Source organism: Chryseobacterium bernardetii (assembly GCF_003815975.1).
Taxonomy (GTDB): Bacteria; Bacteroidota; Bacteroidia; order Flavobacteriales; family Weeksellaceae; genus Chryseobacterium; species Chryseobacterium bernardetii.
The window spans coordinates 2837296-2857394 of the sequence record NZ_CP033932.1 but is presented as its reverse complement, the minus strand read 5'-3'; the positions used below and the strand labels follow the sequence as shown (position 1 = coordinate 2857394).

Annotated in this window: 22 protein-coding genes; 13 read left to right on the top strand and 9 right to left on the bottom strand. The window is 35.0% G+C overall.

Going from position 1 to position 20099, the window contains the following annotated elements; genetic code table 11:
* Nucleotide 1: 1 nt before the first annotated feature.
* The 11 genes from EG339_RS13170 (at nucleotide 2) to EG339_RS13125 (ending at nucleotide 8457) form a co-directional block, all read left to right on the top strand.
* Nucleotides 2–1027 (top strand): DUF5675 family protein, encoded by a 1026-nt coding sequence (locus EG339_RS13170; RefSeq protein ID WP_228459618.1) that lies wholly within the window; start codon nucleotides 2–4, stop codon nucleotides 1025–1027.
* Complete coding sequence (locus tag EG339_RS13165; protein ID WP_123870449.1) at nucleotides 1020–2261, top strand: SH3 domain-containing protein; 1242 nt, start codon at nucleotides 1020–1022, stop codon at nucleotides 2259–2261. Before EG339_RS13170 ends, EG339_RS13165 begins: the two co-directional genes overlap by 8 nt.
* A gap of 60 nt (nucleotides 2262–2321) precedes the next feature.
* A complete protein-coding gene (locus EG339_RS13160; protein WP_123870448.1) occupies nucleotides 2322–2996 on the top strand; it encodes a hypothetical protein in 675 nt (224 codons plus the stop codon).
* Nucleotides 2993–3610, top strand: coding sequence for a hypothetical protein (locus EG339_RS13155; RefSeq protein ID WP_123870447.1), 618 nt, complete (start codon nucleotides 2993–2995; stop codon nucleotides 3608–3610). Before EG339_RS13160 ends, EG339_RS13155 begins: the two co-directional genes overlap by 4 nt.
* A gap of 64 nt (nucleotides 3611–3674) precedes the next feature.
* Complete coding sequence (locus EG339_RS13150; RefSeq protein ID WP_123870446.1) at nucleotides 3675–3881, top strand: hypothetical protein; 207 nt, start codon at nucleotides 3675–3677, stop codon at nucleotides 3879–3881.
* Between the two features lie 82 nt (nucleotides 3882–3963).
* Nucleotides 3964–4614, top strand: a complete 651-nt coding sequence (locus EG339_RS13145) for a hypothetical protein (protein ID WP_123870445.1) — start codon at nucleotides 3964–3966, stop codon at nucleotides 4612–4614.
* Nucleotides 4615–4628: 14 nt separating this feature from the next.
* Nucleotides 4629–4763: a hypothetical protein gene (locus tag EG339_RS24650; RefSeq protein WP_262706863.1), complete on the top strand. Its 135-nt coding sequence runs from the start codon at nucleotides 4629–4631 to the stop codon at nucleotides 4761–4763.
* A gap of 165 nt (nucleotides 4764–4928) precedes the next feature.
* A complete protein-coding gene (locus EG339_RS13140; protein WP_123870444.1) occupies nucleotides 4929–5771 on the top strand; it encodes a prephenate dehydrogenase in 843 nt (280 codons plus the stop codon).
* 162 nt (nucleotides 5772–5933) lie between these two features.
* The gene (locus EG339_RS13135) at nucleotides 5934–6206 is read left to right on the top strand and encodes a DUF2089 family protein (RefSeq protein ID WP_123870443.1); all 273 of its coding nucleotides are present in this window, start codon (nucleotides 5934–5936) and stop codon (nucleotides 6204–6206) included.
* A gap of 10 nt (nucleotides 6207–6216) precedes the next feature.
* Complete coding sequence (locus tag EG339_RS13130) at nucleotides 6217–6798, top strand: YIP1 family protein (protein ID WP_123870442.1); 582 nt, start codon at nucleotides 6217–6219, stop codon at nucleotides 6796–6798.
* Nucleotides 6799–6804: 6 nt separating this feature from the next.
* Nucleotides 6805–8457, top strand: a complete 1653-nt coding sequence (locus tag EG339_RS13125) for a serine hydrolase domain-containing protein (protein ID WP_123870441.1) — start codon at nucleotides 6805–6807, stop codon at nucleotides 8455–8457.
* Between the two features lie 57 nt (nucleotides 8458–8514).
* Here EG339_RS13125 and EG339_RS13120 read toward each other — a convergent pair whose 3' ends face one another.
* The 7 genes from EG339_RS13120 to EG339_RS13090 form a co-directional block, all read right to left on the bottom strand.
* Nucleotides 8515–9933 carry an L-serine ammonia-lyase gene (locus tag EG339_RS13120; RefSeq protein ID WP_123870440.1) on the bottom strand — a complete coding sequence of 473 codons (1419 nt, stop codon included), beginning with the start codon at nucleotides 9931–9933 and terminating at the stop codon, nucleotides 8515–8517.
* 155 nt (nucleotides 9934–10088) lie between these two features.
* Nucleotides 10089–11432 (bottom strand): ammonium transporter, encoded by a 1344-nt coding sequence (locus EG339_RS13115; RefSeq protein WP_123870439.1) that lies wholly within the window; start codon nucleotides 11430–11432, stop codon nucleotides 10089–10091.
* Nucleotides 11433–11533: 101 nt separating this feature from the next.
* A complete protein-coding gene (locus tag EG339_RS13110; RefSeq protein ID WP_123870438.1) occupies nucleotides 11534–12181 on the bottom strand; it encodes an alpha/beta hydrolase in 648 nt (215 codons plus the stop codon).
* A 225-nt stretch (nucleotides 12182–12406) separates the two neighbouring features.
* Entirely contained in the window at nucleotides 12407–13033 is a 627-nt protein-coding gene (locus EG339_RS13105) for a YceI family protein (RefSeq protein ID WP_123870437.1), read from the bottom strand.
* A gap of 78 nt (nucleotides 13034–13111) precedes the next feature.
* Entirely contained in the window at nucleotides 13112–13678 is a 567-nt protein-coding gene (locus EG339_RS13100) for a YceI family protein (protein WP_123870436.1), read from the bottom strand.
* Between the two features lie 142 nt (nucleotides 13679–13820).
* Nucleotides 13821–14870 carry a glucokinase gene (locus EG339_RS13095; RefSeq protein ID WP_123870435.1) on the bottom strand — a complete coding sequence of 350 codons (1050 nt, stop codon included), beginning with the start codon at nucleotides 14868–14870 and terminating at the stop codon, nucleotides 13821–13823.
* Nucleotides 14871–14985: 115 nt separating this feature from the next.
* Nucleotides 14986–15549 (bottom strand): hypothetical protein, encoded by a 564-nt coding sequence (locus tag EG339_RS13090; protein WP_123870434.1) that lies wholly within the window; start codon nucleotides 15547–15549, stop codon nucleotides 14986–14988.
* A 356-nt stretch (nucleotides 15550–15905) separates the two neighbouring features.
* On the opposite strand from EG339_RS13090, the gene EG339_RS13085 reads away from it, so the two are divergent.
* Together EG339_RS13085 and EG339_RS13080 are read left to right on the top strand one after the other, a co-directional pair.
* Nucleotides 15906–17285, top strand: a complete 1380-nt coding sequence (locus tag EG339_RS13085; protein ID WP_123870433.1) for a DUF1800 domain-containing protein — start codon at nucleotides 15906–15908, stop codon at nucleotides 17283–17285.
* Between the two features lie 34 nt (nucleotides 17286–17319).
* Nucleotides 17320–18504 carry a DUF1501 domain-containing protein gene (locus EG339_RS13080; RefSeq protein ID WP_123870432.1) on the top strand — a complete coding sequence of 395 codons (1185 nt, stop codon included), beginning with the start codon at nucleotides 17320–17322 and terminating at the stop codon, nucleotides 18502–18504.
* A 301-nt stretch (nucleotides 18505–18805) separates the two neighbouring features.
* On the opposite strand, the gene EG339_RS24300 is transcribed toward EG339_RS13080, so the two are convergent.
* Nucleotides 18806–18943, bottom strand: coding sequence for a hypothetical protein (locus tag EG339_RS24300; RefSeq protein ID WP_164465458.1), 138 nt, complete (start codon nucleotides 18941–18943; stop codon nucleotides 18806–18808).
* Between the two features lie 126 nt (nucleotides 18944–19069).
* Complete coding sequence (locus tag EG339_RS13075) at nucleotides 19070–20080, bottom strand: helix-turn-helix transcriptional regulator (RefSeq protein WP_123870431.1); 1011 nt, start codon at nucleotides 20078–20080, stop codon at nucleotides 19070–19072.
* Nucleotides 20081–20099 lie beyond the last annotated feature (19 nt).

Here is a 20099-nt window from a genome sequence, read left to right as displayed (position 1 = left end):
GTTGCATTTTTTATCACAAATTTATCATGAAACTGATCGTCTACGAACTGCGAAAGAATACGCTGATGGAGTTAAATATGACCCTGGAAAACACCCAGATGCAATTAAAAGTGGAAATACAATAAAAGGAGATGGTGAAAAATATAAAGGCAGAGGATTAATGCAGTTAACATGGAAAAACAATTATAAAATCTATAAATCTTATTCTGGAATTGATGTTGTTACAAACTTTCAAAATGTTTCTGATATTTTATCAAATGCCTGTGAATCTGCCGGTTGGTATTGGAAACAAGGAAAAATATTAAGTGTTGGCACAAGATGGAAAGGCCCAGCTGACGCTCCTTCCTATATAAAAATTCACAAGCCTGACTATCCTAAAAATACAATTACATGGGAAGATAATGGCAAAAAAAAGGAATATGGAACAGTAAATATGGGATTAATAGCTGATGATGATAAAGTAGATTTGATAAGTTATTTAGTAAATGGAGGAGCAAATGGCCTACAAGAAAGAAGGACCTATGTAATTACATTGAAAACATTATTTGAATATCCTCAAAAATGTATAAATAAAGCCCAAGCTTCACCAACTCCTAGTAATGGACCGGCTAGTTCAGTAACAATAAGATTAGTTAGAAAATGGCAAACTAAAAAATCAACAATTGGAGAGTTCACAATTGACAATACTCAGATCAAAGGATTCATTCTTGAAGAAAAGGGACCTGATACTACGGATTCAGGCAAAGAACAACGTGTTCCTATTGGAACTTACAATCTAGAATGGCATTCTGGTACAAAAATAAAAAAAGAACTAAAGCTATTCAACGATGTTGTATCTAAGGACAGAGCAATCTTAATCCATTCTGGTAATACTGCAGATGATACTGAAGGATGCTTACTACCTGGAACAACTAAATCTACAGATTTTGTTGGTGGCAGTAAAGATAAACTAAAAGAAATCTTTACCTATGTGGAAGAAATAGGAATTAAAAATGCTAAAATTATAATTACCCAAGCGTATGAATAAATTACTTTTATTAATACTTGCTATATTAATATCATGCAAGAGCCCTTCACAAGAAGGGAATAAAAACATTAATATTACAAATCTTGAACAATCTTTTATAAATAAGAAAGAAAAAGAATTCTTAGACAATTTCCCAAAGGATTTTCAAACTTTCAAAAATACATTTGGCTGGAACGATGAAAAAGATTCAGCTCAAATTCTTTATAAAGATTCTAACTCTTATATTGATTATTGGTTTTCACTAATTCAAAAGCCTCAATATAATAAATATGAAACCTCAATAATAGAAATTTCTAAAAATGGGAAATGGGAAGCTGATGCTGTAAATTATTTTAAAATAAAATCAATAGAATATATTAAAACAAATAAAAAGTACGATCTAATAAACTCTTTATCAAAAAATGATGCAGAATCAGTTTTAAATTTTTTATTACATTCTGCCCATCCAAAACCAGATGAAGTATTATTAGCTAATCTAACAATTGAAAAACAAAATATAGCCAAAGAAATATTATCATTAAATACTTCAAATGAAACTAAAAGAAGTTCATTCGAAACCTATATCAATAATGAAGATTATTTCATAAAAACTTTTGATGTCAACAAAGATGGTATCTCTGACAAAATTGTAAGTAATAAACCTTATCAGGGAGAAAATTTGTTTATCTTTTTTGGTGATAAGCAGGGAAAATATTCATTAGCGCTGGAAACAAGAAATTTTTCCGAAGATGGAGGTAATATTATTAGTGATATCCTTCCAATCTCTGGTAATAAAGGATTTACTATAAAAACATCCTTTCCTGATCGTGGATGTTATGAAAAAGAATATAATATTATCCTCCAGAATAATATTTGGCTCCTTAAAAATATTATCTATAAAACAATGTCGGATGTTTCTCTGGATGCAGTAAAATATATTTGTGATGTGCCTCAGAATATTGATATACAAAAATCAGGATGGACTGATAAAATAATACCTATTCCTGAAGAAAATGTGAGAGATAAAAAATGTAGAGTAGAGAAAAATCAAAATACAAAAAGCTCTTATCACATCCAAGATGCTGACGGCTATACTAATCTAAGAAAGGATAAAAGTTCTTCTTCTCCAATCCTGCAAAAAATAAACACAGGAGAAAAAATTGAAGTTTTAGATCAAAACGGAGACTGGTGGCTGGTAGTTTCTAAAGATGGAAAAAAAGGATATGTTCATAAAAGCAGGATAAAAACTGAATAAAGATATATCCAGAACGCCATAAAGAGTTAAAGACAGGATGAAGTAAAAATGTAAACACAGATGAAAAACATATTTTTAGTATGTATGATGACTGCAAATATTTCATGTAAAAAAAGCACTACTATACGGGATAATAACACTCAATCAACACTAAGCAAAACTGATACGACTTTTCAATTTAAACCGATAGGTTTAGAGACTATAAAAGATTATTCATTTCCAAAAGAATGGAAAGTTAATACATATAGTGAAGAGAATGTATCACTTAACAATGACGACATTAATGCTCAGACTAAACTTGAAAAAATAGATTACTTTAATACAATTAAAGGAACAAAAAACGAATACACGAATCCAGATTATTTCAATTTCATAAAGCAAGACAGCATATTAAAGCTATCAAAAATAGATTCTTTATTTATTACTGATTCTACAAATTTACATGATGGTAGAAAATTATTAACATTTAAAACTGTAGCAACATTAGATAGTGATGAATATGAATTCCCTGTAAAGATTTTTAAGGTAGATCTTGCAATTGTTAAAGATAAGAATATCCTTCAGAGTGAAAATATATTTTCTGAAATTGATTATCCATATGCAACTAAACAAAATATATGTTATCTGGATAAAAACGGAAATCTAGAGTGTAAAAAATTTAATATTGATGAAGACAAAGTTTATTTTGAAGGATCATATAAAAAAAATCTAAAAAAAATATTTAATATCAAATGATAACCATAAAAAAAACATATAGCTATTTCGCTTTATTTTTAATAATATTGATAAGTATTTGCTGTAAACAGGCAGTAGATACTTCATCAAAAAATGCTTTACATAATAAAAACTATTTTGTTGGAGATTCTATTCTCGCGAAAGCAAATTATTTCAATTCCCTAAAGAATAGAAAAGGAGATTTAGTATTAAAGAATCAAAATGAAGAGTATTTAAAACAATATTCTCTATCTGAAAACGATGAACTTTATATTACTTTAAAAGATAATGTTTCAATTAAACTTGTCAACAAAAAACAAACTGATAGAAGTATAGTAAAAGTAAACCTCTTTACTTACGTCAATAATAAAAAAACAGACTCAATACAATTTTACAGAAATATTTCAGGAGCTGGTTTTGGAAACTACAATTGCCTATCCTATTTCAATAAAAAGACGAATAAAATTTGGCAAATAAAATATTTCCCATTAAATCCTTTAAGAGGAAACTCAATAGGTATTGTTTCTTATACAGAAAGCAGCATAAGTGTTGATGGTACAATCAAATCCGATTCTTTACATTATCTGGATGAATCCTTGGATGTTGAAATGGAGAATTATAATCTTTATTATTAGAAGCTTGTATAGAGTGCTGTAATTTTATAGTTAAAGACAAAATGAAGGAAAAAATGAAGCACAAATGAAAAACTTTTTAACCTTAACCATATTTATATTTCTTTCCTGCTCAGGTGCAAACAACCAAAATAAAGAAACTAAAATAATTGAAAAATATTTCAACAGTCATAAATTCACGAACTCAAAAGAGAATTTCAATAAAATTAATGTAGATCTACTTGGTATTAAATCTGAGAAGCTCCAAGATGGATATAATGATTTTTTAGCCTAAAGAAGGTAAAAAAGGATATGTTCATAAAAGCAGGATACAATCCAAATAGTATATTTACATCTGTTTCTTTATATAATATCTCATGAAAAAAATACTTCCCACCCTTACTTTAATAAGCCTGTGTATGCTTTCCTGTAAGGACAAGAAAGCAACAAAGCTTTCCAAACCTGATTCCAATAAAGAGAAATATGTGATGTCTCCTACAGAAAAGAAAGATGAAAAAGAAGACAAAGGGTTTATCGTCTTAAAAAACACTTACCAGCAAAAGGACTGGCTCAAACTTTATAATGAAGATCATTCGGAATGGAAATCCTTTCAACTGACAGATACTTTCAATGATGATGATATTATCCCTTATATGATAAAGCCTGATTACAGTCTTTTGATTTTTAAATTCTTAGGCAAAGAAAACGGATTTTATAAAGTATTGGTGAATGAAAATGAAAATACCATAAAATATATAAAAGAATCAGATCCGCAGTTTTTATACCGGACTGTTGAGGAGCATATTTTATCTGTCTTCTCTGTGGGTTTCAATGAAAAAGAAAACCCCTTAAGAACAGCACCTGATAATAAAGCCTCTTCACAACCACTGGATGATGACAGCTTTTATTATCCTGTTAAAATTACTGGAAATTGGTTAATGGTACGGGATGACCATGAAAAAAACTTCTGGATAAAATGGTGTGATGAAAAAGGACATTTGATACTGGAACTTTACTACGATGCCTAAATGAAGGTGACCTAATGAACAACCACACTCCTACCGATACTCTTGCTGTTGTATACAGGAAAGATGGAAAATATGATCTTCGAAGTGAAGTGGTTCCCAGCAAGGACTGGCAGTACAATACTCCCATTATTCTCAAAAAGAAATCATAAAAAGTGATCAGGTTTAAAAAATATTTTATAATTTCGCTTTGTGAATTTTAACAACGGAACATATTATTACAGAATTTTTACCTCAGATCTGGGATAGGGATTCTTATGAACATAACTTAAACCTCGTCCTGGGACGAGGTTTTTTTATTTAAAAAATTTAGAAAGATGAAAATAAGTATTATCGGAGTAGGATTAATCGGAGGTTCAATGGCCCTGAAATTAAGAGAAAAAAACATCGCCAGCTTCATCTACGGAATCGATAACAGCCAACAGCATATCAGCGAAGCATTGGATTTGAAAATCATTGATGCCGGAGCAGGTCTGGAGCAGGGAATCAAAGGTTCAGACCTTATTATTCTTGCCATTCCGGTAGATGCTGCAAGAAAACTGTTACCTTCTGTGTTGGATCTTGTATCTGATCAGCAAACCGTTATGGATGCCGGTTCTACCAAAGCAGGAATTGTAGCTGCCGTTAAGAACCATCCGAAACGCTCAAGGTTTGTAGCTTTTCACCCGATGTGGGGTACTGAAAACAATGGTCCTAAATCTGCCATTGCTGAAAGTTTTGCAGGCAAGGCAGGAGTCATCTGCAATAAAGAAGAATCGGCAGAAGATGCATTGAATGTAGTTGAAAACATTGTTAATGCCCTTGAAATGCACACCATTTACATGAACGCAGAGGATCATGATATCCATACCGCTTACATTTCCCATATTTCGCATATTACCTCATATGCCCTTGCCAATACCGTTCTGGAAAAGGAACGTGAAGAAGAAACCATCTTTCAGCTTGCCAGCTCCGGATTTTCAAGTACGGTACGTCTTGCCAAGTCCCATCCTGAAATGTGGGTTCCAATCTTCAAGCAGAACAAAGAAAATGTCCTGGATGTATTGAATGAGCATATTACCCAGCTCAGAAAATTCAAGTCTGCTCTGGAAAAAGAAAACTTTGAATACCTGGAAGAACTGATTACCAATGCCAACAGAATCAGAGGTATATTGAGATAAACTATCGGGAATCAGCATAAAATTTATTAAAAAAAGATATCATTAACCACAGAAAGACCTTTTGTGGTTATTTTTTGCTTATTCTTAAAAGAAAATTTTAATAAAATTAAAAAACATTTTAATTTTATTAAAAAATGTATTATTTTTGTAAAAAATAAATGCATGAAGTTACCAATTATCTGTCCAAGCTGTGATCATACGCTTAATGTAAGCCAAATGAAATGCCCAAGCTGTAAAACAGAGGTAAGCGGAGATTATGAGCTTCCGGTCCTTCTTAAACTGAACCGTGATGAGCAGGATTTTGTCCTTAATTTTTTCCTTTCCAGCGGAAGCATCAAAGAAATGGCCAAGCAGGCAGGGCTATCCTATCCTACCATGAGAAATAAAATGGATGATCTGATCACCAAGATTGAACAACTAAAAAATAACCTGTAAACACATTACAATGAACTGGAAAACTATTTTTAATCCGTTTGAAAGATTTGATGAAAAGCAGCTTCTACTGGCCGGGATTCTGGCTGTTATTCTTTCCATTGCTGCAGGATATTGGACAGGTACTACTTTCATCAGCATATACAGGATCAGTACTATAGAAAATATTTCATTTCAAAATATAGCAATCCCTACTCTATTAAGCTTCCTTAGTGCAATTGCAGTTCTTTTTATTTTAGGCAGAATCCTGAACAGTAAAACAAGGGTCATTGATATTGTCAATACCGTTTTAATCTCCCAGCTTGTCCTGATTCTGTTTCAATACATCGGAAAAATACCATACATTAAACTTGCAGGGGAAAATGTCATTCAATATGAGTCTGATCCTTCAGGAACATTTCCTTTTCTGGATTTTCTGATCCTGATCTCCGTATCCTGTATTTCCATTATTACGCTTATTTACAGCATTACCCTTTTTTATAACGGATTCAAAACAGCCACCAATATCAAGAAATGGCAGCATATTGTACTCTTTTGTATTGTTTCATTGGTCAGCACTTTAGTCTGCCAGATTCTAATCAATAAAATTATTTAAAATACCATGAAAATCAGATTATTATTGGTGCTGGCATGCCTGGCACAGCTTTGTAACGCCCAAATTGAAGGGACCTGGAACGGCGAACTGGATACCCAGAACATGAAACTGCCGGTTATTTTTAAAATATCAAAAAAAACAAAAGCCTACACCTCAATCCTGGTAAGCCCTAAACAAAGTTCAAGGGAAATTCCCGTAGAGAAAACAGACTTTAACAATAATGAGCTTAGCCTTGAAATAGGAAGTATTAATGCAGGATACAGAGGTACCTATAAAACAGATCATTTTGAAGGCAGCCTTACCCAGAATGGCAGAATCATTCCTTTGAACCTTTACAAGGACAGCAGACCGGACATATCTGATATCCCTAATCTTGGAGTCAAAACCATCAACACTCAAAAAATTGATGACTTTTTAAATTATATGGTTCAGAACAATCAGGAAATCGGTAGTATTTCTATTTTCAGAAACGGAGCTGAGGTTTATAAGAGGAATTTTGGGCAAAACCTTCTGCCTGCCAATACAGTCTATGACCAAAATACCGGCTATCAGATAGGTTCTATCAGTAAGCTTATTACCGCAGTAATGCTTTTTCAACTCATAGAACAGGGAACGCTCAATCTTAATGATCCTCTTTCAAAATTCTATCCCGAGATACCCAATGCTGAAAAAATTACCATCCAAACCATGCTTAACCATACCAGCGGATTAGGGGATTATGTAGGAAAAGCCATCGAAAATAATTGGCTTTTCAAAGGTCCGGTAGGTGATAAAGCTATTATTGAAGTGATCAAAAAAGAGGGTGTACAATCTCAGCCCGGAGAAAAACTGAAGTATTCCAACTCTGCTTATTTTTTACTGAGCAGAATATTGGAAAAGCTCCACAATAAACCTTATAACGAGATCTTAAAAGAAAACATTCTTAGTAAAGCTCCAATGCCACATACTTTTTCTGTTCTTGACGGCCCGAAGAATATTTTCAAATCATATGAATTAATAAAAGGGAGCTGGACAGAAATAAAAGATTTCGATTTTCATAATTGTATTGGATTGGGAGACATCACCTCAACTCCGGAAGATCTGAACATCTTTATTAATGCATTATTCAATGGTAAATTTATAAAGAAGGAAACTCTTGACATGATGATTTCCAATGAAAAGGAAAAAGTATTTGGGCCTGGAATCATGAAAGTTCCATTCTATAACATTATTTCATACGGACATGGTGGAGATACGGCAGGAAGCCACTCCATACTCGCTTTTGAACCTACAGATCAATTATCTTATGCAGTTACCATTAATGGCCAAAATTTTCCTCATAACAGCTTCTACATCGCACTGATGAATCTTATATATGGCAGAGATTATCAGTATCCTGTATTTAACAATACTAAAATTCCTGTTGCAGATCTGGAAAAATATATAGGCGATTATACTTCAAAAGCTATTGATTTAGGCTTAAAAATATTTGTTAAAGAAGAAGTTTTATATGCTCAGGCTACGAATCAGGCAGAGTTTCCACTAACTGTTGCGGAAAAAGATCAGTTTACTTTTGAAAAAGCAGGTATAAAGATCACCTTTAATCCTGAAAACAAACAGCTTACCCTAATACAAGGCGGAAAGAATTATTTATTCAGCAAAAAAAGCTCTGACAAATAATTTCAGCAAAAAACCTTAGAAAACATCTAAGGTTTTTATATTATACAATATTTTAAATTAACATTCCGGAACGTTCACAGCAATGGCTAATCCTCCTTCAGAAGTCTCTTTAAAGCGGTCGTTCATAGAAAGAGCAGTTTCCCACATTGTCTGTATTACCTCATCCAAAGTTACCTTTGCTTTGGCAGGGTCGCTTTCCAATGCGATATTGGCAGCTGTAATAGCCTTCATTGCGCCCATTGTATTTCTTTCAATACATGGAATCTGTACCAAACCTCTGATAGGATCGCAGGTTAACCCAAGATGGTGTTCCATCGCAATTTCTGCAGCCATCAATACCTGTCCTACACTACCACCTAAGATTTCTGTAAGCCCGGCTGCTGCCATGGCAGATGAAACCCCGATTTCAGCCTGGCATCCTCCCATTGCTGCAGAAATTGTTGCATTTTTCTTAAATAATGTCCCAATTTCTCCTGCTACCAACAAGAAACGAATGATATCATCTTCACTGATAGAATCTGTAAAGGCCTGAGAGTACATCAGAACTGCGGGAATTACACCGCTTGCCCCATTAGTAGGTGCGGTAATAATTCTTCCGAAACTGGCGTTTTCCTCATTCACTGCCAGCGCAAAACAGGCAATCCATTTATTGATATTGGTGAAATTTTCTTCGGCATCAACAACCTGCTGAAACCATTCATCTTTATTCTTATATATTTTGTCTCCCAGCAGCTTTCTGTTGATTCCGGCTGCCCTTCTGGAAACATTTAGTCCTCCCGGAAGAATACCTTCCTTATTTACCCCCTTGTAAATACATTCCTTAATTTGCTGCCAGATATACAATGCTTCTGCCTTCGTCTCTTCCTGGGTTCTCCAGCTTTCTTCGTTGATGAAAATTAAATCTGACATTTTGCTAAGCCCCAGTTTTTTACAATATTTTGCAATATCTGACGCTTTATGGCAAGGGTACAGTGTACGTACACATTGTTTTTGAATTGAGTTTTTCTCCTGACTGGCAATAAAACCTCCTCCTACAGAATAAAAATCCTGAACAAGTTCAGTTCCGTCTTCAAATACAGCTCTGAAGATCATTCCGTTCGGGTGAAAATCAAGGGATTTTTTCATATTCAGGATCAAATGATGTCCATAAATAAACGGAATCACCTTTTCTCCCCCAAGGTTAATAGTTTGAGTACTTTTAATGTAATCTATTTTTTCATCAATTTTGGTAGTATCAATGGTTTTGTAATCTTCACCGTTCAGGCCAAGCATTCCGGCAATGTCTGTTCCATGCCCGATTCCTGTTTTGGCAAGTGAGCCAAAGAATTCAAGAAAGACCTCTTTCACATCTTCTATTGATCTTTCTCTTTTTATAATCCTGATAAATGCAGATGCTGCATTCCACGGTCCCATTGTATGCGAACTGGATGGGCCTATTCCTACTTTAATAATCTCAAAAACCGATATTGATTCCATAAATGCTTCTTCTCAAAGCAAAGATACATGATATATCCTATAATATGCATAATAAAGCCACACAATTAACAGCTCTTCATCATGTAACTTTTATCTGTTTCAGCTTCATTAATCAACCTTTCTTTAAATTATTTTGAAAGAGAACAATATTGTACTTAATTAAAGCGCTCCTGATGTTGGGAAAGATCAAGCCCCATGTTTTCAGATTCTTCCGAAACCCTTAATGTAATCATTGCATTGGTTATTTTATATAACAATAAAGACCCGAAGAAAGTAAAAACAGACACCAGGAATAATGCAGCCAGATGATGAAGGAACACCTCTAATCCGCCATGAAGCAGGCTTGCTTTTTCACCGTGCGCAAAAATAGCAGTCAGGATCATTCCCATAATACCCCCTACTCCATGACATGCGAAAACATCCAGTGTATCATCCACCCTTTTTAAAGCTTTCCAGTTAACCATCAGATTAGAAACAATTGCAGAAATAAACCCTATAAAAAGACTCTCCTGAATATTGACAAACCCACATCCTGGTGTAATGGCCACAAGACCTACCACTGCACCAATGCAGGCCCCTAAAGCAGATACGCTCCTTCCGTTGATCCTGTCAAAAAATATCCAGGTCATCATGGCAGAAGCTGAAGCAATGGTAGTAGTTCCGAAGGCAGTAGCCGCAGATGCAGAAGCGCTCAGGGCAGATCCTGCATTAAATCCAAACCACCCAAACCACAGCATTCCTGTTCCCAAAAGCACATACGGAATATTAGAAGGTTCATGATGAGGGTTTTTCCGTTTTCCCAATACCAAAGCACCGGCAAGTGCTGCGAAACCGGCACTCATGTGTACTACCGTTCCACCGGCAAAGTCTTTTACTCCGAAATATTTGTTTAAAAGCCCATCAGGGTGCCATACCATATGACACAATGGTGTATAAATGAAAATACTGAAAAGAACAATAAATAAAAGATAAGAAATAAAACGAACCCTCTCTGCAAAAGATCCGGTAATGATAGCAGGAGTAATAACAGCAAATTTCATCTGGAATAAAGCAAACAGAATAAAAGGAATCGTAGGGGCCATCATGCTATGCGGCAGATTTCCAACTCCACTGAAAAAGGGGTAACTCAACGGGTTTCCAATAATTCCATAATGTTTTCCGGCAATGGTAATTCCTAAGGATTCTCCAAAAGATAATGAAAAACCAACAACCACCCAAACCATAGAGATCACCCCTAAAGCAATAAAACTCTGCAGCATGGTAGAAATTACATTTTTACGCCCTACCATTCCTCCATAGAAAAAGGATAATCCCGGTGTCATCAGTAATACAAGTCCTGCTGCAGCCAGAATCCAGGCTACATCAGCTCCTACAATTTTATCTTCAGTTAAAAACGCTCCCTGAGCAGAAATATCTGTAACCGGAGTCCAGAACAGACCTCCAATGGCAACCAAGGCAATAATAGAGAACGAAACGATCCATTTTAAACCTACTTTCATAAAATTCACATTTAACCCTATCAAAATTAAACATAAATCCCATACAAAACCATAAATTTAACACAACACCCCTAAAAAAACTATTCAGTTAATAATACTTTTTAGTTTTCACTAAATATTTCATTCAGAATTTTAGAAACCTCTTTGGCTTTAGTGGCAGGAAACAGATGGGTTCCGCCTTTAATTACATAATCCGGCTTTGAGTTCCTGATAGGAAAAACAATATCCTTATCACCCAGGATCTGAATCACATTCGGGTTCTCCTCAAATTTCCATTCAGCAACCTTTTCCACAGACCATTTCAAATAATAAGGATCTCTTACTCTGAAATACTGAAGAAGTCTTGGGTTTTTGGGATCAAACAATTTTCTGAGTACGGCATATACATTGGCAGCTCTTGTATTAAACAGACCTACAGGCAGTATTTTCGGTATTTTTGTTACTTCTCCCGTTTTTATGAATCTGGATTTTTCTTTATCAGATTTAATACTTCCCAGGATCACAACCTTTTCAGCTGGTTTCAGGCGATTGATCTCCTGTACCATAATACCGCCAAAAGAATATCCTACCAGACAAAATGGTTCTGAAGTATCTATTTTCTCTGCCATCCTTTTTACATAAGCCTGAAAAGATTCATTTTTTTCAGGGATGAGCCAATCTATAAAAATAAGTTCACAATGCTTGGGAAACTGTAATCTTTCAAGTACCTTGAAGTCTGCTCCAAGACCGCTTACAACATAAATTTTCATCTTACTAATTTATAAAAAAAGCAGAAGACCAACCATTGTATTAAAAAAATTAACCTGTAAAACTTTAAAATAATCCTTCTTTTTTAAACTGCTGTAGTACTCTTTCAAATGAGAAAAAATTCAGTATACAGTTATTATAAAAACAACAAACGGAAACATCACATCATAATGCCACAAAAAAAGCAGCTCCTCAGAACTGCTCTTTTATCAACATTACATTTAATTTTATTTCTTCTTTACAGGAACTCTATTTTCATTATCCAACTTTTCAGTAGATACCTTAAACTGAATATCCATTTCGTTCTTGATGAAGTAGTCTTTCAGAGAAGACTGGTAGAATACTTTAAAGTCTCTTCTGTTCAGAGAGAACTTCGCAGATTCAATAACTACGGTAAACTGGGTAACATATACATTCGCCGGGAAAGTAATGGTCTTTCTCACACCTTTAAGGGTAAGATCTCCGTATACGGTAGAGTTATACTCACTGTTTGCTAAAGGAATGATTTTAGTTAAGTGGAATTTCGCAACCGGAAACTTCTTTACTTCGAAGAAATTGGTGCTTTTCAGGTCATTGGTAAGTTTAATCTGGTCCTCATCAGAAACATCACCAGCCATCATACTTCTCATATCTATTACAAATTCACCATCTACCAATACAGTATGATCGAAATTGAATTTTCCACTTTTTAATTTTATCGTTCCTGAATGGGAGGAAGCCTCAGTTTTTACAACCTTATATCCCCACCACCTGATCTCTGATGAAGTTACTTTCGAAACCTTATCAAATTTTCTTTGGGCAGAAACAAATGATATACTTGCGCACACCATAGCAAACAATAGTAATCTTTTCATTCTTTTTTATTTACAATTCAACAAAAATAAAAAAAAGTGTAGAACTTCTACACTTTTAATAATCTTTTTTTGATTAAATTATTGAGCAGTTACCTTTACTACCATATCGATATCATCTTTCACAAAAACATCCTGCATGGTAGATTTGTAAGCAACATCAAATTTCTGTCTGTCGAAAGAGAATTTATTAGATACTAAACTTACCACTCCTTTGCTGTAAGAAATTTTAGCAGGGAAAGTAACAGCGTTTGTTTTTCCTTTCACAGTAAGGTTTCCTGTTACTAAAGAGTTGTAGATCTTATCGTTGTTTTTCTTTACTCCTGTAATTTTGAAAGTAGCAGTCGGGAATTTTTCAACTTCAAAGAAGTCACCATTCTTAAGGTGCCCGTTCAGCTTCTGCTGATATTCTCCTGTAAGGTCTGTAGAGTTAATAGAAGTCATATCCAATACGAAGCTTCCTCCTACAAGCTGGTTACCCTTCATTACCATATCTCCTGATTTTACTTTTACAGTTCCATCGTGAGAACTTGCTTCAGATTTTGCTACTTTGTATCCCCACCAGTGAATGTCAGATGCTACAACTTTTTTAGATTGTCCGAAAGCTAAACCACCCGCTAATACTGCTAATAAAAATATTTTTTTCATTGTTTAGAATTATTTTAATTAAGTTTAGCGCAAAGGTAACCATCTTATTTCATAGATTTCATTGATGTATATCAAGATTCTCAATTATTTTCATGAATAATATCATCCCATAAAAAAACTCCGAATTTCTTCGGAGTTTCTCTTATTGCTGATAATAGGCAGTGTACAGAGCCACTCCTTTTAATGCTGTATGATTTTGCTTGACCAGATAGATCGGGATATTTTTAAGCATTCCCTCCATTTTATCACTGATCTTGAATTTTTCATAGAATTTATCCTTATCAATATATTCTCTTACCATCTGAGGAATATCACCTGCTATGAGAAGACCTCCTGTTGCTTTCAGCTTCAAAGTAAGGTTATTCGCCTCTCTGGCCAGGAACTCAAGGAAAGTATCCAAAGCAATTCTACAGATAAGTACATTATCTTCTACTGCGGCTTTGTAAAGTTCCTCAACAAAATTACCATTGGCAAGACGTTCTCCTAACCATTCAGGCTCCGGATGTCTTTTTACATCTCTCAGGAAACGATAAATATTGAATAGTCCTGACTTGGACAATACATTTTCCCAGCTTACAATACCATAGATATTATTAAGGAACTGGTAAAATTCAACCTCAACATTCGTTCTTGGTGAGAATTCGGAATGCCCACCTTCTGTTGCGAAAGGTCTCAGGTTTTTTCCGTCAAAGAAATACCCGGCTTCTCCCAGCCCGTTTCCTGGAGCAAGGATTGCTACGTTTCCTTTTTCAAGGTGACCGCTGGTATAGATGGCTTCAAGATCATTATCCTCAAGAAGAGCCATTCCGTAAGCAGAAGCTTCCAGGTCATTCAGCATTTCTACTTTTTCAAAACCAAAGTCTCTTTTATATTCTTCAACGTCTAAGTTCCAGCCCAATCTTGCGGGGCTGCTTTTTCCGTCAATCACTGGGCCTGGCACTGCCATTCCCAAACGCTTTACATTTTCCAACTGATTATCCTGGATAAACTTCCTTAATATATCATTAAAAGAAGGATATTCCTTAGTAGAATATGTATTTTGCAGTTTAATCTCAAGACCTCCGCTACCGGAAACAAAATAGCCTAAGATCGTTATATCTTCACGGAGACTTGCTCCAATGATGGAAACATTATCATTATTACTGTTCTCTACTCCTGGTAAATAAAGTGGAAATTTTGGATTTAGAATCATAACCTCAAATTTTACCAAATATAATAATTGTTTTCGTAAATCCTGCACAGAACGAAAAAACCTTTTCACTTTCGTGAAAAGGTTTGGTTAATAATTGTTTATATATTAAATCTAACTACTTTCCTAATGGAATATTATAACCGAATCCAACTCCGATATTCCCCACATTATAGTCCTGACCAGCCAAATCTCCTTTGGTTCCTACAAAAACCTTCTGGTATTGTACGAAAAAGTTCCAGTCTCTGTTGTGGTATCCGATTTCCGGTTTGATGTAGAAACCACCGCTTGCTCTTTCCACATTAGTGTTAGAAGCAACAGCTTTATCTCCTACCAAGAAACCATATCCCAGGTCTGTTCCGAAATAGAAACCAGTTTGTTTAGGATAAATTCTTACTAAAGCAGCTACAGGAACTACTCCTACATCATTATTTTTATAACCGTTGTTATCTTTTCCAAAATAGTGAGTATATCCTGATGCGATACCCAATCCAAATCCAGGTGTAATAAGGTTCTGGTAAGATACATCTACTCCAACTGCAGCAGAAAGGTTATCCGCAGGAACTGCTAAACCAACATTTGCGCCCACTTTGATCATATTATTCATTTGTGAACTTTGTGCGCTTGCTATACCTGCTGTCAAAATCCCAGCCAGCAATATTGCCTGTTTAAACATTTTCATAACTCTAATTTTTAAATTTTACTAAACAAGAGGATGTAAAAATCGTGCCAAGCAAAGCTACTCTTCTCTTTTTAACACTCTAAAAAATCACAATAATATGATTATCAATTATTTATTTTAGTTAAATTTTAAATGATTGTTTAACAATTTTTATAAAAAACAAGCCCTGAAATGTGAAATAAGTCTAAAAAGTTAAAAAAATAAGATTGAGAAAGCCTACATATTTGATGCAAATAGATTCTGCTGTTGAAAAATGTAAAGCAGACTCATTACTTATCATAATATTAACAAACCTTAACCCGTTATAATTTTAACCTTTTTTCTTCACAACCATCAAAAAAATAAATGCTCTCACCATGGCTGATTCCTTATTAAAAAACAAACATCTTCTCTGGCGCGCAGGTTTCGGCGTCGGAATTAATCAAATTGATGATTTGAAAAATAAAAACCCTAAAGCGCTCATTAATGAATTATTTAAAGAAGAAGGTTTTACAGAGGTCAATTATAATACCCCGGATATAGATCTTGCTGGAGATTATATGAATAGTACAACTCCCGCCGAGCAAAAGAAAGAAATGCAACGGATTTACAGAGCACAGAATGAAGAACTAAATCTTAATTTTCTGGATAAAATGGTGAACAGTAAAGAGCAGATAAGAGAAAAAATGGCTTTCTTTTGGCACGGACATTTTGCATCAAGAGTTCTTAATCCCAAATTTAACAGACAGCTCTTAAATACCATCCGGAAGAATGCGCTGGGCAACTTCAAAGATTTGCTTTTCGAAGTAAGCCAGTCTCCGGCGATGCTTAACTTCCTGAATAATCAGCAAAACAAAAAAGATCATCCGAATGAGAATTTCGCCCGTGAAGTGATGGAACTTTTCACCATGGGAAGAGGAAATTATACGGAAAAGGATGTTAGAGAGGGCGCCAGGGCATTTACAGGATGGAGCTACGATAAAGAGGGAAACTTTAAGGAAAGGAAAAATCAGCATGATGAAGGAATTAAAACCTTTTTAGGAAAAACAGGCAATTTTAATGGGGCTGACGCATTGAATATCATCCTGGAGCAAAAAGCAACTGCAAAATTTATCACAGCCAAGATCTATAAGTTTTTTGTTAATGAAAATGTAGACCAGAACATTGTGAACTCTCTAAGCAACAGTTTCTACAACTCAGGTTATGACATAAAAAAATTGATGACTGATATCTTTACAAGCTCATGGTTTTATGATCAGAAAAATATCGGCAACAGAATAAAATCTCCCATAGAACTGATGGCTGGCATGATGCGGATACTTCCGATGCAGATTCAGAATCCTGAAAATCTCATCGTGTATCAAAAGCTGCTGGGACAAATGCTGCTTTATCCGCCTAATGTTGCAGGGTGGCCTAATGGCAGGTCCTGGATTGACAGTTCTACCTTGATGTTAAGGCTTCAGGTACCACAGATCTGGTCTGGCCTGCGTCCATTGGAATACAGTCCGCGGCAGGATGATGATATTGATATGGGACTAAAATCTAAAGAGACTGCTTTGAATAAAAGCTTTAAAAATCCCAATATTACCATAGACTGGAACCGTGTAGATCAGATTTTCGCCCATAAAAACTGTGAAGATTACCTGATTCAAAACCCAAAGAGTCTGGACATCAATACTGTGAATAATTTTTCTGATAAGAGCACGAAAATGACCATTATCAATCTGATGTCAACTCCTGAATACCAATTAATGTAAAACCTACTTTCCTGTAACCTAAACTTAAATCACTATGTTAATCAAAAGAAGAGAATTCCTCAAAATAAGTTCACTGGCTACAGCGTCTATGCTGATGCCCAATTTCCTAAAGGCTTTGACGCTGGATGAAGCGCTGAATCCCAATCAGAATATTCTGGTTGTACTTCAGTTTACAGGGGGCAATGATGGTCTTAACACCATTATCCCGGCCAAAAACGATATTTATTTCAGGGAAAGGAAAACATTGGCAGTTCAGGATTCTCTGCCTCTTACAGACGAAGCGGGAATCAACCCTTCCCTGCCTTATTTTAAAGAGCTTTTTGATAGCGGAGAACTTTCTGTGATGAATAATGTGGGGTATCCCAATCCGGATAAATCTCATTTCCGAAGCATGGATATCTGGCAGTCTGCATGCAGAAGTGATGAATTTCTGGATACTGGCTGGCTGGGCCGCTTCTTAGATGAGGAATGTTACCGTTGTGATCATCCAACCCAGGCACTTGAAGTGGATGATATGCTCAGTCTTGCCCTGAAAGGGAAAAACAATAAAGCTTTTGCCTTTAAAGATCCAAAAAGATTATATCAAACCAGTCAGGAAAAATATTTTAAGTCCCTGTATGATCATCATCATGACGATGAAACGGTTTCGTACCTTTACCAGACTTTAGGTTCTACTATTAATAACGCAGGGTATATCTTTGATAAAAGTAAAGCGAAAAAAACGGAGCAGACCTATCCTAATTCTCAGTTGGGAAAAGATTTTAAAACCGTTGCCTCCTTAATCAAATCTGACATCAATACCCAGGTTTATTACCTTTCCATTGGCAGTTTTGATACCCATGTGAACCAAAATGACCGCCAGAAAAAACTGTTCAGTGATATTAATGAAGCAGTGAAGTCTTTTGTTGCTGACATGAAAACCAATGGTCTATTCAATAATATTCTTTTGATGACCTTCTCTGAGTTTGGCCGCCGTGTCGCCCAGAATGCCAGTAATGGAACAGACCACGGAACCGCTAACCAGATGTTTTTCATCAGTGGAAATCTGAAGAAGAAAGGTTTACTGAACAGCCTTCCCGATTTGCAAAACCTGAATGAAGGTGATCTGATCTACACAGAAGATTTCAGGAAAGTATATGCCACAATCCTTAAAAACTGGCTAAAAGCAGATTCTTCCAAGGTTTTGGGATGGAAAAACGGGATTTATGATTTTATATAATCTAAATCTTATTTTTAGACTCAAAAGTTTTAACACTTAAGTTATTTTCAAGTTACTACTAACTGTTTTAGAAGTACAATTAAGTTTTTGAAAATCTACGATTTCCTGAATATTATAACGAATATTTCAGTTGAAGGGCTGCACATTTCCCTCCTCGGAGGGGTGGCAAAAATTCAAAGAATTTTTGACGTGGTAGTCAACAGAATTCTCACGCTCCCAGCTTTCTTGTTTACAATAAAAAAAGAGACCATTCATAATGACAGTCTCTTTTCAATAATTTTAAATTTTACCTACTTTTACGTTAAGCAGTAATCTGCTTTGGCTCTTTCTCTTTCTGATCTTCTTTTTTATCAAGTTTCTCAGATATTTTTTTAACGATATACTCAATCGCTATAGGTGCTATAATGGCAATAATTGCTTTAAATATTCTTGATTTCATAGTGTGATTTTGTACCTAGTGACTGCAATTACCAAGCCAAGATAAAATTCCGCAGGATATTTTAATTAATTATTTACATAAAAACCAGCAGATTTAATACATATACAACCCATGAAACCTTTTATTTCAGGAAATTATAAGTTCCTGATAATTTTTACTTCCTGCTTTAAACTTTTCCTCCATCCTCAATCTTAATTTCTGAGGTTTATGCACTACAAGAGAATCTCCAAAGCCCAACAGTAATCTTTCCAATTCATAATTGATCTGTACACTTATCTTAAATAAAGTTCCTTCTTTGGTTTCACTGATGATTTCCTGGCTTTTATGCAATGGCTTCGTTTTTACATAAGGAGCATTAGCTGCATCTACAAAGAAAACTACGTTTCGGGGAGCCATTGATTCTGCAACGGTAACCCCTACAATATCTTTAAAATACTCATCACCATCCAGATTCTTATCAATATAGGAGGATTTTTCGTCCACTTCAATATTTTCCATCCTGTCTAATGCCAGGTTATACATTTTCTGTTTGTAAAGACATATCAGAAACCAACGGTTGTTGTACTCTTTCAGCAGCTGCGGATGAACTGTATACACACTGGATTCTCTTGCTGTAAAGCTTTTGTATAAAATCTTCAGTACTTTTTTATTAAGCACACTTTCATATAGAATATCAATATGTTCCAATCCTTTCAGCTGCTCATTTTTATCTAAATGAATAATTGATTTCTGGCTGGTAGAATGAATAGAATCCTCCAGTTTCTGAATGACACCATTCATTTCCTTGAACATGGAAAAGTCTTTAAACTGCTTGAGAATCTGAACCGCATTATTCATGGCTTTCAGATCGCTTTCATTCACGGAAATATTATGAATGCTGTACTCCGGATCGCTGTAACGGTAATATTTTCTTTCATAAACCTCAATGGGAGCCTCATACCCGAACTTTTCACTTCGCATATTCTGAAGATCCAGCTGAATGGTTCTTTTACTTACATAAGACTCTTTGCCTTCAAATTCAAATAAAGCTTCGGAACACTCATCAATAAGGTCTTCCAGCGTATACTTCCGGTATTTGTTTTTGAGGCATTTATCTAATGTTTTATAACGGATCAGGGCGTTTTTATTGGATGACATGGTTATTCTTTTTATCTAA

Excerpts from the sequence above, each read along its gene's own strand:
- EG339_RS13125 (WP_123870441.1), top strand. The coding sequence starts at position 6,805 with ATGAAAATCAGATTATTATTGGTGCTGGCATGCCTGGCACAGCTTTGT.
- EG339_RS13085 (WP_123870433.1), top strand. The coding sequence starts at position 15,906 with ATGGCTGATTCCTTATTAAAAAACAAACATCTTCTCTGGCGCGCAGGT.
- EG339_RS13130 (WP_123870442.1), top strand. The coding sequence starts at position 6,217 with ATGAACTGGAAAACTATTTTTAATCCGTTTGAAAGATTTGATGAAAAG.
- EG339_RS13090 (WP_123870434.1), bottom strand. The coding sequence starts at position 15,549 with ATGAAAATGTTTAAACAGGCAATATTGCTGGCTGGGATTTTGACAGCA.
- EG339_RS13095 (WP_123870435.1), bottom strand. The coding sequence starts at position 14,870 with ATGATTCTAAATCCAAAATTTCCACTTTATTTACCAGGAGTAGAGAAC.
- EG339_RS13075 (WP_123870431.1), bottom strand. The coding sequence starts at position 20,080 with ATGTCATCCAATAAAAACGCCCTGATCCGTTATAAAACATTAGATAAA.
- EG339_RS13140 (WP_123870444.1), top strand. The coding sequence starts at position 4,929 with ATGAAAATAAGTATTATCGGAGTAGGATTAATCGGAGGTTCAATGGCC.
- EG339_RS13155 (WP_123870447.1), top strand. The coding sequence starts at position 2,993 with ATGATAACCATAAAAAAAACATATAGCTATTTCGCTTTATTTTTAATA.
- EG339_RS24650 (WP_262706863.1), top strand. The coding sequence starts at position 4,629 with ATGAACAACCACACTCCTACCGATACTCTTGCTGTTGTATACAGGAAA.
- EG339_RS13120 (WP_123870440.1), bottom strand. The coding sequence starts at position 9,933 with ATGGAATCAATATCGGTTTTTGAGATTATTAAAGTAGGAATAGGCCCA.
- EG339_RS13110 (WP_123870438.1), bottom strand. The coding sequence starts at position 12,181 with ATGAAAATTTATGTTGTAAGCGGTCTTGGAGCAGACTTCAAGGTACTT.
- EG339_RS13165 (WP_123870449.1), top strand. The coding sequence starts at position 1,020 with ATGAATAAATTACTTTTATTAATACTTGCTATATTAATATCATGCAAG.
- EG339_RS13105 (WP_123870437.1), bottom strand. The coding sequence starts at position 13,033 with ATGAAAAGATTACTATTGTTTGCTATGGTGTGCGCAAGTATATCATTT.
- EG339_RS24300 (WP_164465458.1), bottom strand. The coding sequence starts at position 18,943 with ATGAAATCAAGAATATTTAAAGCAATTATTGCCATTATAGCACCTATA.
- EG339_RS13160 (WP_123870448.1), top strand. The coding sequence starts at position 2,322 with ATGAAAAACATATTTTTAGTATGTATGATGACTGCAAATATTTCATGT.
- EG339_RS13145 (WP_123870445.1), top strand. The coding sequence starts at position 3,964 with ATGAAAAAAATACTTCCCACCCTTACTTTAATAAGCCTGTGTATGCTT.
- EG339_RS13100 (WP_123870436.1), bottom strand. The coding sequence starts at position 13,678 with ATGAAAAAAATATTTTTATTAGCAGTATTAGCGGGTGGTTTAGCTTTC.
- EG339_RS13080 (WP_123870432.1), top strand. The coding sequence starts at position 17,320 with ATGTTAATCAAAAGAAGAGAATTCCTCAAAATAAGTTCACTGGCTACA.
- EG339_RS13115 (WP_123870439.1), bottom strand. The coding sequence starts at position 11,432 with ATGAAAGTAGGTTTAAAATGGATCGTTTCGTTCTCTATTATTGCCTTG.
- EG339_RS13150 (WP_123870446.1), top strand. The coding sequence starts at position 3,675 with ATGAAAAACTTTTTAACCTTAACCATATTTATATTTCTTTCCTGCTCA.
- EG339_RS13135 (WP_123870443.1), top strand. The coding sequence starts at position 5,934 with ATGAAGTTACCAATTATCTGTCCAAGCTGTGATCATACGCTTAATGTA.